A 14,852-nucleotide genomic window follows, 5' to 3' on the forward strand; every position below is an offset into this window, starting at 1 on the left:
ATCCTCAGTGGTTTGCAGGTAATTGCGCAAACCACTGTGGATGATCCGTAAGGATGTCAGGCGGTAACTATGTAGTGCACCTCACAACCCAGGTTTGGGGCAGTCGTCTCGTCGAAATGTCAGGCGCTGCGCTGCCACAACGAGTAATACACGCGTCCGGATTTCTGCTCCCGGTGCAGGCGCCAGTTCTCCGGCAGGCTCAGGGTCGACGGCGCGGACTCGCTTTCGGTGTACACCCAGGCATCTTCGGCCAGCCATTGGCGCTCTTCGAGCAACTTGCAAACGGCGGGCAACAGGTCCTGGTTGAACGGCGGATCGAGGAATACCAGGTCGTAGGCCGTTGCGGTCTGGGTTTCCAGGTAGCGCAGGGCATCGGCGGTCTGGACGTGGCCGTTGGTGCATCGCAACGTCCCCAGGTGCTCTTTCAGGCTGGATACCGCGATATTGCTGGCGTCCAGCGCCTGGCCCATGGCCGCGCCACGGGACAAGGCTTCGAGGAACAGCGCGCCGCTGCCGGTGAACGGGTCGAGCACCTTGGCGCCCGGCACGTAAGGTGCGAGCCAGTTGAACAGGGTTTCACGCACGCGGTCCGGCGTCGGACGCAGGCCCGGGGCATCGGGGAAGCTCAGCTTCCGGCTGCGCCATTCGCCGCCGATGATGCGTAGCTGGTTCACGCCGTTATGGACGTTTTTGGCGGGTTTTTTAGGATGGGCCATTAATGCTCCGGAACCCCGAGCGGCTGCTCGGAAGGTTTATCAGTAGGGGCCGGTAACGGCTTTTGCGGCACGGTCGGGCCAGCGCTGACGATGACCATCTTGTCCGTGCTCAGGTGTTTGTTCATGGCTGCTTTGACCTGCTCGACGGTCAAGGCCTGGGACTGCTGCATGAAGTCTTCCAGGTGACTCAACGGCAAGTTGTAAAAACCGATGGCGCCAAGCTGGCCAACGATATCGGCGTTACTCGCGGTGGACAGCGGGAAGCTGCCGGCCAGTTCGCGCTTGGCGTCGTCCAGCTCTTTTTCGGTCGGGCCGGTTTTAAGATAGTCGGCCAGTACATCCTGCACCAGTTTCAGGGTGCCCTCGCTCATCTCGGCGCGGGTTTGCAGGTTGATCATGAACGGGCCGCGTACCTGCATCGGGGTGAAGCCCGAATACACGCCGTAAGTCAGGCCACGCTTCTCGCGCACTTCGCTCATCAAGCGGGTGCCGAAGCCGCCGCCACCGAGAATCTGGTTACCCATGGACAACGCCGCGTAGTCCGGGTCGTCGCGGTCGATGCCCAATTGCGCGAGCATCAGGTTGGTCTGCTTGGACGGGAACTCGATATGGCCGACGCTGGCCTTGGGTTCGACGGGCTGCGCGATTTTCGGCAAGTCCGGGCCTTTGGGCAAGGCACTGGAAACCTGTGCGGCAATCGCTTCGGCTTCCGCGCGGGGCAGATCGCCGACCAGTGCGATCACCACGTTACCGGCTGCGTAGGCTTTCTCGTGGAAAGCACGGAGCTGTGCCTGGGTGATCGCCGGTACGGTTTTCGCCGTGCCGTCGCTGGCGTGTGCGTACGGGTGATCGCCGTACAAGCGGTTCATCAGTTCCAGGCTCGCCAGTTTGCCGGGGTTCTGTTTCTGGTATTCGAAACCGGCGAGCATCTGGTTCTTGATGCGGGCCAGCGAATCGGCAGGGAAAGTCGGCTTGCCGATGACTTCGGCGAACAGTTTCAGGGCCGGCTCGCGCTTGTCCTTGGCACTCAGGCTGCGCAGCGAAGCGATTGCCATGTCCTTGAACGCGCCGTTGCCGAAATCGGCGCCCAGGCCTTCGAAGCCCTGGGCAATGGCACCGACGTCTTTGCCGGCCACGCCTTCGTTGAGCATGGCGTTGGTCAACACCGCCACGCCCGGTGCATCGCCGTCCTGGCTACTGCCGGCGGCGAAGATCAGGCGCATGTCGAACATCGGCAGCTCATGGGCTTCGACAAACAGCACCTTGGTGCCTTCGGCGGTGTTCCAGGTCTGCACGTCCAGCTTGCGGTGTTCCGGTGCCTTGCCGTTGAGCTCGGTCAGCGATTGCAGTTTCTGGCTGGCCCTGGCCTTGTCCAGGGCTTCGCTGGCATTGGTTTCACCGGAGCGCGACAGATAGAACGCGGCGGAACCGATAACGGCGACGGCGACCAGGCCGATCAGGGCCAGGCGGGAGGGTTTACGCTCACTCATGAGTCGTCTCCAGAGGCAGTACATGGGCGACGCTGAGACGTTCGCGGGTGAAATAAAGCTTGGCGGCTTTCTGGATATCTTCCGGTGTGACGCTTTCCAGATCGGCCAGTTCGGTGTCCATCAGTTTCCATGACAGGCCGACGGTTTCCAGTTGGCCGATGGCCGTGGCCTGGCTGGTGATCGAGTCGCGCTCGAAGACCAGGCCGGCGATGACTTGTGCGCGGACCCGTTCCAGCTCTTCAGCGGTTGGCGCGGTGGTTTTCAGCTGGTCGAGCAGCTTCCACAAACCGGCTTGCGCCTGGGCGATGGTCTTGTGTTTCTGTGAGTTTGGCGATGCCGACAGGGTGAAGAGGCTGTCGCCACGGGTGTAGGCGTCGTAACTCGACGAACCACCGGACACCAGTTCTTCGCCGCGCTCCAGTTGCGTCGGGATGCGTCCGCTGTAGCCACCGTCAAGCAGTGCCGAGATCAGCCGCAGGGCATTGACCAGGCGTTTGTCGTCGGTGGTGGCGATGCTCGGCACGTTGAAGGCCAGCATCAGGCTAGGCAGTTGGGTCTGCACGTGCAGAGTGATCTGGCGCTCGCCCGGTTCGGCCAGTTCCAGCGGTTTTTTCGCGGCCGGCACATCACGCTTGGCGATCGGGCCGAAATAGCGTTGGGCCAGGGTTTTGACTTCGTCCGGGGTGACATCGCCGACCACCACCAGCGTGGCGTTGTTGGGCACGTACCAGGTTTCGTACCAGTGGCGCAGCTCTTCGACTTTCATCCGCTCAAGGTCGGCCATCCAGCCGATAGTCGGCGTGTGATAGCCGCTGGCCGGGTAGGCCATGGCCTTGAAGCGCTCGTAGGCCTTGGACATTGGCTTGTCGTCGGTACGAAGGCGACGTTCTTCCTTGATGACCTCGATTTCCTTGGCGAACTCGTCGGCCGGCAGGCGCAGGCTGGCCATGCGGTCGGCCTCCAGCTCGAAAGCCACGCCCAGGCGATCCCGGGCCAGCACCTGGTAGTACGCGGTGAAGTCATCGCTGGTGAAGGCGTTCTCTTCGGCGCCGAGGTCACGCAGGATCAGTGACGCTTCGCCGGGGCCGACTTTCTCGCTGCCCTTGAACATCATGTGTTCCAGGGCGTGGGACAGGCCGGTATTGCCCGGCGTCTCGTAGCTGGAGCCGACCTTGTACCAGACCTGGGAAACCACAACAGGTGCACGATGGTCTTCGCGCACAACCACCTTCAAGCCATTGTCGAGAGTGAATTCGTGGGTGGGTTGCGGGTCGGCAGCCAGGGCCGAAAGGGGCAGGCAAACTGTGCTGAGCAGCAGGCCTGCGGCGCGGCGGGCAAGAGCATTCATTCGTTTTCAAACCTTTGGGGCTGCCCGCTTGTTCTTAGCGTCAGCGGGCGAGAGGGTGCTAGGATACTGATCCGTTTTAGCGGCGGCCACGCCTATCAGGCCTTTATGCTTGATCAGGTTGAATGGGTTTGCGACGGAAGGTGGATGTTTATCAACTGAATTCCGCGTTTTCGCCGATTTTGCTGCTTTAGTCCTATGAGAAATCGATTCCTTGAGGCGCCGACGAGCACCTCGACAAAATGTTGCGCGTGAACAAGCTGGGTGAAACACAGTCTGTTCTGCATCGAATATTTATTTGCCGGGGCGCCATTGGCGCGTCGCTACCGTGAGATAGCCGTCCTCCATGTTTGGTTCCAACGACGACAAGAAGACCCCAGCTGCGGCTGGCGAGAAGAAAAGCCTGTTCGGATGGCTGCGCAAAAAGCCGCAGGAACCCGTCGTCGAACAGCCACAAGCCATTCCTGAACCAGCGCCGATGCCGGTCCCGGTAATAGAAGAAGCGCCCGCGCCGGTTGTTCTGCCGGTTTCCGAGCCGGTACTGCAAGCGCAGGCTGAAACTGTTGTTGAGCCTGTCAGCGAAATTATCGAAGCGCCGCTGACTCCGACTGCCGAGCCATGGCTGACCTTGCCCGTGGCGGAGGAGCCGGTGGCATTGGTCGAAAATGACTTGGCTCCTCACGTGACGCCACCGATTCCGGCTCCGGCAACGTTTACGCCTGCACCGGCTCACGCGCCTGTGGTCGAACCGATTGTTGAACCGGTCGTCGTGGCCGAGCCTGTGCCCGTTGTCAGCCAGCCTGAGGTTCCGGTATTCGTTGCTCCGGTTGCTCCGGTTGCTCCGGTTGCTCAAGCACCTGCACCCGCTCCGATTGCTGAGCCGATCGCGGCACCCGTCGAAACCCCGGTCGAGCCGGTACGCACCGAAGAAACCAAGGCCGGTTTCTTCGCCCGCCTCAAGCAGGGCCTGTCCAAGACCAGCGCCAGTATCGGCGAAGGCATGGCCAGCCTGTTCCTGGGCAAAAAGGTCATTGATGACGAACTGCTCGAAGACCTCGAAACCCGATTGCTGACCGCCGACGTTGGTGTCGAAGCCACCTCGGTGATCATTCAGCGTCTGACGCAGAAGGTTGCGCGCAAGGAGCTGGCCGACGCCGATGCCCTGTACAAATCCCTGCAAGCCGAGCTGGCGGCGATGCTCAAACCGGTCGAGCAGCCGCTGAAAGTCACCTCGCAGAACAAGCCGTTCGTGATTCTGGTGGTCGGCGTCAACGGTGCCGGCAAGACCACCACCATCGGCAAGCTGGCGAAGAAGCTGCAGCTGGAAGGCAAGAAAGTCATGCTCGCCGCTGGCGACACCTTCCGTGCCGCGGCGGTGGAGCAATTGCAGGTCTGGGGTGAGCGCAACAAGATCCCGGTGATCGCGCAGCACACTGGCGCCGACTCGGCCTCGGTGATCTTCGACGCCGTGCAGGCCGCCAAGGCCCGTGGCATTGATGTGCTGATCGCCGACACCGCCGGCCGCCTGCACACCAAAGACAACCTGATGGAAGAGCTGAAAAAGGTTCGCCGGGTGATCGGCAAGCTCGACGCCGACGCTCCTCACGAAGTGCTGTTGGTGCTTGACGCCGGCACCGGCCAGAACGCCATCAACCAGGCCAAGCAATTCAACCAGACCGTCGAACTGACCGGCCTGGCGCTGACCAAGCTCGACGGCACCGCCAAGGGTGGGGTGATTTTCGCCCTGGCCAAGCAATTCGGCCTGCCGATTCGCTACATTGGCGTCGGCGAAGGCATCGACGATTTGCGTACCTTTGAAGCAGAACCCTTTGTCCAGGCATTGTTTGCCGAGCGGGAGCGTTCATGATTCGTTTCGAACAGGTCGGTAAGCGCTACCCGAACGGTCACGTCGGCTTGCATGAGCTGAGCTTTCGAGTCCGTCGTGGCGAGTTCTTGTTTGTCACCGGCCATTCCGGCGCCGGTAAATCCACGCTGTTGCGCCTGTTGCTGGCGATGGAGCGCCCGACCAGCGGCAAGCTGCTGCTCGCCGGGCAAGACCTGAGCACCATCAGCAACGCACAGATTCCTTTCTTGCGCCGGCAGATCGGCGTGGTGTTCCAGAATCACCAGTTGCTGTTCGATCGCACGGTGTTCAATAACGTCGCGTTGCCTTTGCAGATCCTGGGGCTGTCCAAGGCCGAGATCGCCAAGCGCGTGGACTCGGCACTGGAGCGCGTGGCGCTGTCGGATAAAACCGACTTGTACCCGGGCGACCTGTCCACCGGTCAGCAGCAGCGCGTCGGCATCGCCCGCGCCATCGTTCATCGTCCGGCCTTACTGCTGGCGGATGAACCGACCGGTAACCTCGACCCGCGTCTGGCCGCCGAGATCATGGGCGTGTTCGAAGACATCAATCGCCTGGGTACCAGCGTGCTGATCGCCAGTCACGACCTGGCCCTGATCGCCCGCATGCGCCACCGCATGCTGACGCTGCAACGCGGTCGATTGATCGGTGACGGGGAGGCCGCGGTATGAGTGCAACACGTAGCCCCAAGGTTTCCGAGCGTGTGGCCCCGAAGGCCGCCGATCCGCAGCCGCAAAAGAAAAAACGCGATGATGACGACGGGCCGGACTTTGCCACGTTGTTCCGCGCCTGGATCGAAAGCCATCGCGCCAGTCTGGTGGACAGCCTGCGCCGCCTGGGCAAGCAGCCCATCGGCAGTTTTTTCACCTGCATGGTGATGGCGGTAGCCCTGAGTTTGCCCATGGGGCTGTCACTTTTGCTAAGTAACGTCGAGCGCCTTGGCGGTTCCTGGCAGCGCGCGGCGCAGATTTCCCTGTATCTGGATCTTGAGGCTAAACCGGCCGAAGGCGAATCGCTGCGCGATCAGATCAAGGGCATGCCTGGCGTCGCCGATGCCGAATATGTTGGCCGGGAGCAGGCGCTGGAAGAGTTCCAGCAACAGTCCGGTCTGGGCGAGGCGCTCAAGGAGTTGCCGGAGAACCCGCTGCCGGGCGTGGTCCTGGTGACGCCGAGCGAAGTCGACAAGCCGGCCCTTGAAGCATTAAGACAAAAACTATCCGAGCTGCCGAAGGTACAACAGGCGCAACTTGATTTAGTCTGGGTCGAGCGTCTGGCAGCCATCCTCAAGCTGGGTGACCGTTTTGTCTTCGGTCTGACCGTGCTTCTGGTTTCTGCATTACTTTTGGTGATAGGCAATACCATTCGTCTTCATATTGAAAACCGCCGCACAGAGATAGAAGTGATTAAACTGGTCGGCGGCACTGACAGCTATGTACGCAGGCCCTTTCTGTATATGGGGGCGCTGTATGGCTTCGGTGCGGGGATTTTGTCCTGGGGCGTACTGGCGTTCGGCCTTGACTGGCTGAACGACGCGGTGGTGGGGCTGGCCGGTTTGTACGGCAGTGATTTTGCGCTGGCTGGAGTGCCAGTTGCCGACGGTCTGTCTCTCTTGCTTGGCGCGGTGCTGTTGGGGTATATCGGTGCATGGATTGCAGTCGCACGCCACCTGAGGGAGCTTGCGCCTAAGTAGTATCATTTTGCTCGTATTGACCTTTCAGCGTTTTTGGGTTTTTGGGAACTTGTCTTTCGGTTTCCGGTCAATTTTCGCAGTGCTGAACTGCACGAGTTTGTAAGTCGGAGGTTTTTTCGTATGACCAATTCTTTGCAACCTGCATATGCTCTGGTCCCGGGTGCGAACCTGGAGGCCTATGTGCACACCGTCAACAGCATTCCATTGCTGTCGCCGGAGCAGGAGCGTGAACTGGCCGAGAGTCTCTATTATGAGCAGGATTTGGGGGCGGCTCGGCAGATGGTGCTCGCCCACCTGCGTTTTGTCGTACATATCGCCCGTAGCTATTCCGGCTACGGCCTGGCTCAGGCTGACCTGATCCAGGAAGGCAACGTCGGCCTGATGAAGGCCGTGAAGCGCTTCAACCCGGAAATGGGCGTGCGCCTGGTGTCCTTTGCCGTGCACTGGATCAAGGCGGAAATCCACGAGTTCATCCTGCGCAACTGGCGCATCGTGAAAGTCGCGACCACCAAGGCCCAGCGCAAGTTGTTCTTCAACCTGCGCAGCCAGAAGAAGCGTCTGGCCTGGCTGAACAACGAGGAAGTCCACCGTGTGGCGGAAAGCCTGGGTGTAGAGCCTCGGGAAGTGCGCGAGATGGAAAGCCGCCTGACTGGCCATGACATGGCCTTCGACCCGGCTGCCGAAGCGGACGACGACAGTGCTTTCCAGTCGCCGGCCAACTATCTGGAAGACCACCGGTACGACCCGGCCCGTCAACTGGAAGATGCCGACTGGAGCGACAACTCCAACCACAACCTGCACGAAGCCCTGGAAGTGCTGGACGACCGTAGCCGTGACATTCTCTACCAGCGCTGGCTGGCGGAAGAAAAAGCCACGCTGCACGACCTGGCGCAGAAGTACAACGTGTCGGCCGAGCGTATTCGCCAACTCGAGAAGAGCGCGATGAACAAGCTCAAGTTGTCGATCGCTGCGTAACCGGCGAGCAGGTAATAAAAAACGCCCCGGTCATTGATCCTGTGGGAGCGAGCTTGCTCGCGATGAGGTCCGAACATTCAATATAAAAGTTGAATGTCAGGCCGTCATCGCGAGCAAGCCCGCTCCCACAGTGGTTTTCAGGGTCTGAAAAATTGGGATCAGTTATTCGGCCCAAGGCGCCCGGCGCGAATCGTTCAGTCCGACCAGATAGCTGTCGCCACCGAGTTGGCTCATCTGCCGACGAATCCAGCCTGCCCGCCGCGCCACGTAAGCGGTTGGATGGCTCGCACTCCATACTCGCGGGTTGGGCAGAACGGCCGCCAGCAAGCTCGATTGCTGGCGGCTGAGGCCTTTGGCGCTCACGCCAAAGTGATGCCGAGCCGCCGCTTCAGCGCCAAACACGCCGTCATCCCACTCGACACTGTTGAGGTACACCTCAAGAATTCGCTGCTTGGGCCAGAACACTTCGATCAGTCCGGTGAACCAGGCTTCCAGGCCTTTGCGCAGCCAGCTGCGACCAGACCACAGGAACAGGTTTTTCGAGACTTGCTGGCTGAGGGTGCTGGCGCCACGGATCGAACCGCCGCGCTCGTTATGGGCAAACGCCGCCTGAATCGCGCCGATATCGAAGCCCCAGTGCTCCGGGAATTTCTGGTCTTCGCCGGCAATCACCGCGACTTTCAGGTCGTCGGAGATCTCGTCCCAGGGTGTCCAGGTCCGTTGCAGGTCGATGGGTTCGCCGTCAAACCAGGATTCGATCTTGCGTTCGACCATCAGCGTCGTCCCCGGTGGCGGCACCACGCGAAAGATCAGCACCAACAATACGCTGCCACCCATGAACCAGAGCACGGCCTTGGAGAAATGACGGAAATAGATACGCAGCATAGAGATGGCTTGGCCGAACCCGTTGAGCGGGCCATTATACAGACCCTTTGGATCGAAACTGACTGGAGTTCTGCATGCTGCGTGGCTTTCTGATGCTGGCCGCTTTTTTCGGCTTCGCCGGTGTCGGCCTCGGCGCCTTTGCCGCCCATGGCCTGAAGAGCCGCCTGAGCGCCGAGTACCTGGCGATCTTCCATACCGGTGTCACCTATCAGCTGGTGCACGCCCTGGCGTTGCTCGGTGTCGCCGCGCTGGCCACGCAAATTCCCGGTCGACTCGCCACCTGGGCCGCAGCGTCGTTTGTCATCGGTATCCTGCTGTTCTCCGGCAGCCTGTATGTGTTGACGCTGACGGGCATCAGCAAGCTCGGCATCATCACTCCGTTCGGTGGCCTGGCCTTCCTGGTGGGCTGGTTTTGCCTCGGACTTGCCGCCTGGCGACTGTAGGAGCGAGCTCGCTCGCGAAAAACGTCAGAGCAACGCGTTTAATCAGGAAACTCGCGTTATCGTTGACGTCCATCGCGAGCAAGCTCGCTCCTACAAGGTCCATAGCGACGAATGGCTTGGGTCAGCCTGACTGATCGGGCTAGAATGCCAGCCCCTAAAAATGATGGCGGCATCCGGCATGCGCATTCAGTTGAACGGCGAATCCCTTGAACTGCCCGACGGTGAAACCGTTGCGGCCCTGCTGACCCGTCTGGACCTGACCGGACGCCGGGTGGCGGTCGAACTCAATCTGGACATCGTCCCGCGCAGTCAGCATGCAGACACCGCGTTGAACGACGGCGACAACGTCGAAGTGGTGCACGCCATCGGCGGCGGCTAGCCCCAAACACTGTGAAAACTGCTGCGCTCGGAAATACTGCGTTAAAAACAGGCTCGGAATGCTCATTTACAACCCGTAAACTCCGCTTCCTCGCCTGTTTTTGCCTTGTCTTTCCTTCGCTTGCGACGTTTTCACAGCGTTTGGTTAATAAGGAATTCTGCAAGAACCTCACCCCTACAGAGGATTTCCCATGAGCATCGTTCGCAGCGACAAGCCTTTCGTCCTGGCCGGTCGTACTTACCAGTCGCGTTTGCTGGTCGGTACCGGCAAGTACCATGACATGGAAGAAACCCGCCTGGCCATCGAAGCCTCGGGTGCCGAGATCGTCACCTTCGCCGTGCGCCGCACCAACCTTGGCCAGATCGAGGGCGAGCCGAACCTGCTCGAAGTGCTGTCGCCGGATCGCTACACCTTCCTGCCCAACACTGCCGGTTGCTACGACGCCATCGAAGCCGTGCGCACTTGCCGTCTGGCCCGTGAACTGCTCGACGGCCATAACCTGGTGAAGCTGGAAGTGCTGGCCGACCAGAAAACCCTGTTTCCCAACGTGATCGAAACCCTCAAGGCCGCCGAAACGCTGGTCAAGGAAGGCTTCGACGTGATGGTTTACACCAGTGATGATCCGATCATCGCCCGTCAATTGGCGGAAATCGGCTGTATCGCCGTCATGCCGCTCGCTGGTTTGATCGGTTCGGGGCTGGGGATCTGCAATCCGTACAACCTGCAGATCATTCTTGAAGAAGCCAAGATTCCAGTATTGGTGGATGCCGGTGTCGGTACTGCTTCCGACGCCACCATCGCCATGGAACTGGGTTGTGATGCGGTGCTGATGAACTCGGCCATCGCCCATGCCCAGCAGCCGATCATGATGGCTGAAGCCATGAAACATGCGATTGTCGCAGGACGCCTGGCTTACCTCGCCGGCCGCATGCCGAAAAAACTCTATGCCAGCGCCTCTTCGCCGCTGGATGGTCTGATCAAGTAAGAGCCATTGATGACTGAATCGAACGACACGCCAATCCAGACGGAAGAAGGCGACGAGCGCCAACACCGCCGCATCAAGAGTTTCGTGATGCGCGCCGGGCGCATGACCGAAGGCCAGCAAAAGGGCCTGGAGCAGGGCACTCCGCTGTTCGTGCTGCCGCTGGCCGACGCGCCAGTAGATTTCGACCAGGTGTTCGGTCGCTCGGCACCGCGCTCGCTGGAAATCGGTTTCGGCATGGGCCATTCGCTGCTGGAAATGGCTGCCGCTGCGCCGGATCAGGACTTCATTGGCGTGGAAGTGCACCGTCCGGGTGTCGGCGCGCTGCTCAATGGCGTGCTGACGCAAGGTCTGACCAACCTGCGGGTCTACGATTGCGATGCGATCGAAGTACTCAACCGCTGTGTGGCCGATAACAGCCTCGATCGCCTGATGCTGTTTTTCCCGGATCCGTGGCACAAGAGCCGTCACCACAAGCGTCGTATTGTTCAGGCGTCCTTCGCTGAGCTGGTGCGCAGCAAGTTGAAAGTCGGCGGCATTCTGCACATGGCCACTGACTGGGAACCGTACGCTGAGTACATGCTGGAAGTGATGAATGTTGCGCCGGGTTACCGCAACCTGGCTGAAGACGGCAAGTGCGTGCCACGCCCGGCCGAGCGGCCGATCACCAAGTTCGAACGCCGTGGCGAACGTCTTGGGCATGGCGTGTGGGATTTGAAGTTCGAAAAACAGTCTTAAGACTTACACAGTAAAAAATGTGGGAGCGGGCTTGGTCGCGAAAGCGGTGTGTCATTCAACATTTATGTCGACTGACACGGCCTCTTCGCGAGCAAGCCCGCTCCCACAGTTGTTTTAGGGTGTGGCTTAAATCAGCGGCGGTCGGCTACTACGCCAATCAACACCAGCACCACCAGCAACACCGGCGCCAGGCTGTAGTTGTTGAACTGGCTCAAGCCGCGCACGACCCACGGCGTGGCGTAGATCAGCGCCGCGCCGCTGCCGATCAGGCACAGAAGGGACATCAGTGGCACGCGCAAGGCGCCGGCGATGCTGCCCAGACGCTGCTCGACCCAGCCTTTGAAATCCGCACCGAACAGCACCAGCAGGCAGCCCACCAGGGCCAGGGCGATTTCCGAGAGGTTGCTGCGGCTCCAGCGAGACATGGTGGCAAGCAGGTCGAGTACCAAATCCATTCGATTTCCTTATGTCAGAAATTTTTGCAGCAAGTCGTTGAGGAAGAGTTGTCCGCGCTCGGTAGCTACCAGGCGTGACGGTTCGACCTGCAACAGGCCGCTTTGTTCGGCTTCACGGCGGCCTTCAGCAAGGCTTTCCAGCGTCATGCCGGTACGTTCCGGGTACAGCCGCGATTCGACGCCTTCAGTCAGGCGCAACGCGTTCATCAGGAATTCGAACGGCATTTCATCGTTGGTCAGCGCTTTCTCGCCAGCCTTGAAGCTTTTCGCCGGATTCAGGTAATCCTTTGGCAGGCGGGTCTTCCAGGTGCGAATGATGCGCCCGTCCGGATGGCTGAGCTTGCCGTGGGCGCCGGCACCGATGCCGATGAAGTCGCCAAAACTCCAGTAATTGAGGTTGTGGCGCGCCGGGCGACCGGGCAGGGCATAGGCCGAGACTTCATATTGCGCGTAACCGTGTTCAGCCAGCAGCGCTTGCCCGGCTTCCTGGATGTCCCACAGCGTGTCGTCTTCCGGCAGCGTCGGCGGCTGGTTCCAGAACACGGTGTTCGGTTCCAGGGTCAGTTGATACCACGACAGGTGTGTCGGTTTCAGGGCGATGGCTGTGCGCAGGTCGGCCAAGGCATCGTCCAGTGACTGATTCGGCAAGCCATGCATCAAGTCCAGATTGAAGTTGTCGAACCCGGCCTGTCGCGCCATGCCGGCGGCGCGTACGGCTTCGTCACCGTTGTGAATCCGCCCCAAGGCCTCGAGCTTTTCTTGTTGAAAGCTCTGGATGCCGATCGACAGGCGATTGATCCCCAGTTTCCGGTACGCCACGAACTTGTCTTGCTCGAACGTCCCCGGATTGGCTTCCAGCGTGATTTCGATGTCGCTGGCAAACGGGATGCGCTGTTCGACGCCTTTGAGCAAGCGACCCAGCGAATCAGCGCTGAACAGGCTTGGCGTGCCGCCACCAAAGAAAATCGAGCTCAGCTCACGACCATAAACGGCGTGCAGGTCCTGATCGAGATCGGCCAGCAATGCGTCGACGTACTCTTCTTCCGGCAGCACGGGGCTGGCGGTGTGGGAGTTGAAGTCGCAATAAGGGCATTTGCGCACGCACCACGGGATATGGATATACAGCGCCAGCGGCGGCAGCACAGGCAGGGCTGCCCGAGGCGATTGAGCGTCGCCGCCGAAGATCAGCGGCGACGCGGAGGATTCACGGGTCATTTCAAGCCCAGACGCTGGCGCAGCAGATCCATTGCACGGGCGCGGTGGCTGATCTGGTTCTTGTCGCCAGGACCCAGCTCGGCGCTGGAGCAATTGCGCTCCGGCACCCAGAACAGCGGGTCGTAGCCAAAACCGTGTTCGCCGCTGGCCTGGGTCAGGATTCGCCCGTGCCACAAACCTTCACAGAGGATCGGCAACGGATCATCGGCGTGGCGCACCAGTGCCAGCACGCACACGAACTGCGCGCCACGTTCGGCTTCAGGCACGTCTTTCAATACGTCGAGCAGCTTGGCGTTGTTCGCCGCATCGCCCTTGCCGTCGGCATAACGCGCCGAGTAGATACCCGGCGCACCGCCAAGGAAATCCACCGCCAGCCCGGAATCGTCGGCCAGCGCCGGCAGGCCGGAGATGCGCGCGGCATTGCGGGCCTTGAGGATGGCGTTCTCGACGAACGACAAACCAGTTTCTTCAGGCTCGACGCTGCTGAACTCGCCGATCGAGCGCAGATGCACCGACTCGCCGAGCATGGCCTGGAGTTCCTTGAGTTTGCCGGCGTTATGGCTGGCCAATACGAGTTGCGTGAAGTTGATCATTGGCCAGGGAAGAGCTCTTGGTTGAAATTGATGGTGTTGATCTTGTCGCCGGTCTGCACCTTGATGTCGAAGGTGCGGATTTCCTGCTGGGGTACCGGGTATTGGGCGATGTAGTAGATCGCTCCTTGCTCGGTGACCTGTTTGAAGTTCAGTGTGTAGCTTTGGCTGGTCAGGTCTTTGACGGTGCCGCTGACCTCGGCCGTCATCGGCGTGCCGGCCTTGATCACCGAAATGTTGATCACGCCCTGATCCTTGCTGCGCGTCAGCTGGGCGGCCTTGGCAACGTCCGGTAGCAGGTAGGTGGAGTTGAAGGTGTTGTAGTGCACCGTCACGTCGCCGAAGGTTTCCTTGCGTTCGCTCTTGATGGCGTCGGCGGCCATGGCGGTGACGCTCAGGCAGGCAGTGAGTAGAAGCAACGCTAGACGACCCATGATCGTTCTCCTTGAAATAGTGTGGATCAGACTGCGACCTTGTGGTCGGCAAGTCCCGGGCTGCTGACCCGGTAGATGCCGATCTCACCTAACAGATTAGGCCATAGCTTGCTGGCCCACCCGTGCCGATGCTGTTGATCCACGGCAAGCCGATCAATGACCTTCGCCTCACGTTCGCGACACAAGGCTTCAAAGTCCGCGAAGGTGCAGAAGTGAATGTTCGGCGTGTTGTACCAGGTGTACGGCAGGAACTCGGAAACCGGCATACGGCCCTTGCTCGCCAGGTACCAGCGGCAGCGCCAGTGACCGAAGTTCGGGAAAGTGATGATGCACTGACGGCCGACGCGCAGCATTTCCTCGAGGATCTTGTCCGGGTAGTGCACCGCTTGCAGCGCCTGGGTCATGACCACGACATCGAAACTGTTGCTGGCAAAGTTGCCAAGGCCCTTGTCCAGGTCCTGTTCGATGACGTTGATGCCCTTAGCCACGCACTCGGCGATGTTGTCGGCGTCGTTTTCCAGGCCATAACCGGTGACTTGCTTGTTATCGCGCAGCCAGGTCAGCAGTTCGCCATCGCCGCACCCGAGGTCAAGCACGCGGCTGCCGGCGGGGATCCATTCCTGGATGATTTCCAGATCAGCTCTCATGGCT

The 14,852-nt window shown here is 60.4% G+C and carries 17 protein-coding genes; 8 read left to right on the top strand and 9 right to left on the bottom strand.

Translation table 11 applies throughout. The annotated features are described in order from the left end of the window. Positions 1-119: 119 nt before the first annotated feature. Genes rsmD through KGB28_RS12110 form a run of 3 tightly spaced genes read right to left on the bottom strand, consistent with a single transcriptional unit; the run spans position 120 to position 3,554 of the window. A complete protein-coding gene (rsmD, locus tag KGB28_RS12100) occupies positions 120-716 on the bottom strand; it encodes a 16S rRNA (guanine(966)-N(2))-methyltransferase RsmD (protein WP_223445284.1) in 597 nt (198 codons plus the stop codon). Continuing rightward, positions 716-2,206 (bottom strand): M16 family metallopeptidase, encoded by a 1,491-nt coding sequence (locus KGB28_RS12105; protein ID WP_223445286.1) that lies wholly within the window; start codon positions 2,204-2,206, stop codon positions 716-718. Before KGB28_RS12105 ends, rsmD begins: the two co-directional genes overlap by 1 nt. Then, on the bottom strand, positions 2,199-3,554 hold the full coding sequence (locus KGB28_RS12110) for a M16 family metallopeptidase (RefSeq protein ID WP_223445288.1): 1,356 nt from the start codon (positions 3,552-3,554) through the stop codon (positions 2,199-2,201). The genes KGB28_RS12105 and KGB28_RS12110 overlap by 8 nt, the downstream gene beginning before the upstream one ends. A gap of 343 nt (positions 3,555-3,897) precedes the next feature. Between KGB28_RS12110 and ftsY the strand changes: the two genes are divergently transcribed. The 4 genes from ftsY to rpoH all read left to right on the top strand — a co-directional run bounded on the left by ftsY (position 3,898) and on the right by rpoH (position 8,080). Further along, entirely contained in the window at positions 3,898-5,418 is a 1,521-nt protein-coding gene (gene ftsY / locus KGB28_RS12115; protein WP_223445295.1) for a signal recognition particle-docking protein FtsY, read from the top strand. Continuing rightward, complete coding sequence (gene ftsE / locus KGB28_RS12120; protein ID WP_007975383.1) at positions 5,415-6,086, top strand: cell division ATP-binding protein FtsE; 672 nt, start codon at positions 5,415-5,417, stop codon at positions 6,084-6,086. The genes ftsY and ftsE overlap by 4 nt, the downstream gene beginning before the upstream one ends. Next, the gene (gene ftsX / locus KGB28_RS12125) at positions 6,083-7,105 is read left to right on the top strand and encodes a permease-like cell division protein FtsX (protein ID WP_223445303.1); all 1,023 of its coding nucleotides are present in this window, start codon (positions 6,083-6,085) and stop codon (positions 7,103-7,105) included. The genes ftsE and ftsX overlap by 4 nt, the downstream gene beginning before the upstream one ends. Positions 7,106-7,225: 120 nt before the next feature. Beyond that, positions 7,226-8,080 carry an RNA polymerase sigma factor RpoH gene (rpoH, locus tag KGB28_RS12130; RefSeq protein WP_007975386.1) on the top strand — a complete coding sequence of 285 codons (855 nt, stop codon included), beginning with the start codon at positions 7,226-7,228 and terminating at the stop codon, positions 8,078-8,080. Between the two features lie 162 nt (positions 8,081-8,242). Here the strand turns inward: rpoH and mtgA are convergent, their stop codons facing one another. After that, entirely contained in the window at positions 8,243-8,965 is a 723-nt protein-coding gene (mtgA, locus tag KGB28_RS12135; protein WP_223445305.1) for a monofunctional biosynthetic peptidoglycan transglycosylase, read from the bottom strand. A gap of 74 nt (positions 8,966-9,039) precedes the next feature. Here mtgA and KGB28_RS12140 point away from each other — a divergent pair, with 74 nt between their 5' ends. The 4 genes from KGB28_RS12140 (at position 9,040) to trmB (ending at position 11,507) form a co-directional block, all read left to right on the top strand. Further along, on the top strand, positions 9,040-9,408 hold the full coding sequence (locus KGB28_RS12140; RefSeq protein WP_223445308.1) for a DUF423 domain-containing protein: 369 nt from the start codon (positions 9,040-9,042) through the stop codon (positions 9,406-9,408). 178 nt (positions 9,409-9,586) lie between these two features. Further along, positions 9,587-9,787 carry a sulfur carrier protein ThiS gene (thiS, locus tag KGB28_RS12145; RefSeq protein WP_162184594.1) on the top strand — a complete coding sequence of 67 codons (201 nt, stop codon included), beginning with the start codon at positions 9,587-9,589 and terminating at the stop codon, positions 9,785-9,787. A gap of 190 nt (positions 9,788-9,977) precedes the next feature. Continuing rightward, complete coding sequence (locus KGB28_RS12150; protein ID WP_223445310.1) at positions 9,978-10,772, top strand: thiazole synthase; 795 nt, start codon at positions 9,978-9,980, stop codon at positions 10,770-10,772. 9 nt (positions 10,773-10,781) lie between these two features. Further along, positions 10,782-11,507 (top strand): tRNA (guanosine(46)-N7)-methyltransferase TrmB, encoded by a 726-nt coding sequence (gene trmB / locus KGB28_RS12155; protein ID WP_007975392.1) that lies wholly within the window; start codon positions 10,782-10,784, stop codon positions 11,505-11,507. A gap of 131 nt (positions 11,508-11,638) precedes the next feature. Here the strand turns inward: trmB and KGB28_RS12160 are convergent, their stop codons facing one another. From KGB28_RS12160 to metW, 5 genes are read right to left on the bottom strand one after another with little or no spacing between them, the layout of a single operon-like run. After that, positions 11,639-11,962, bottom strand: coding sequence for a DUF3392 domain-containing protein (locus KGB28_RS12160; RefSeq protein ID WP_223445312.1), 324 nt, complete (start codon positions 11,960-11,962; stop codon positions 11,639-11,641). A gap of 9 nt (positions 11,963-11,971) precedes the next feature. Further along, a complete protein-coding gene (gene hemW / locus KGB28_RS12165; RefSeq protein WP_223445314.1) occupies positions 11,972-13,177 on the bottom strand; it encodes a radical SAM family heme chaperone HemW in 1,206 nt (401 codons plus the stop codon). Then, positions 13,174-13,770: an RdgB/HAM1 family non-canonical purine NTP pyrophosphatase gene (gene rdgB, locus KGB28_RS12170; RefSeq protein WP_223445316.1), complete on the bottom strand. Its 597-nt coding sequence runs from the start codon at positions 13,768-13,770 to the stop codon at positions 13,174-13,176. Before rdgB ends, hemW begins: the two co-directional genes overlap by 4 nt. Continuing rightward, positions 13,767-14,201, bottom strand: coding sequence for a DUF4426 domain-containing protein (locus KGB28_RS12175; RefSeq protein ID WP_223445318.1), 435 nt, complete (start codon positions 14,199-14,201; stop codon positions 13,767-13,769). Before KGB28_RS12175 ends, rdgB begins: the two co-directional genes overlap by 4 nt. Before the next feature lie 26 nt (positions 14,202-14,227). Further along, positions 14,228-14,848, bottom strand: coding sequence for a methionine biosynthesis protein MetW (metW, locus tag KGB28_RS12180; RefSeq protein ID WP_223445320.1), 621 nt, complete (start codon positions 14,846-14,848; stop codon positions 14,228-14,230). Positions 14,849-14,852: the final 4 nt, after the last annotated feature.

The sequence above is a fragment of the Pseudomonas sp. BF-R-19 genome, assembly GCF_019956445.1.
In the GTDB taxonomy this organism is placed as follows: Bacteria; Pseudomonadota; Gammaproteobacteria; order Pseudomonadales; family Pseudomonadaceae; genus Aquipseudomonas; species Aquipseudomonas fluorescens_BH.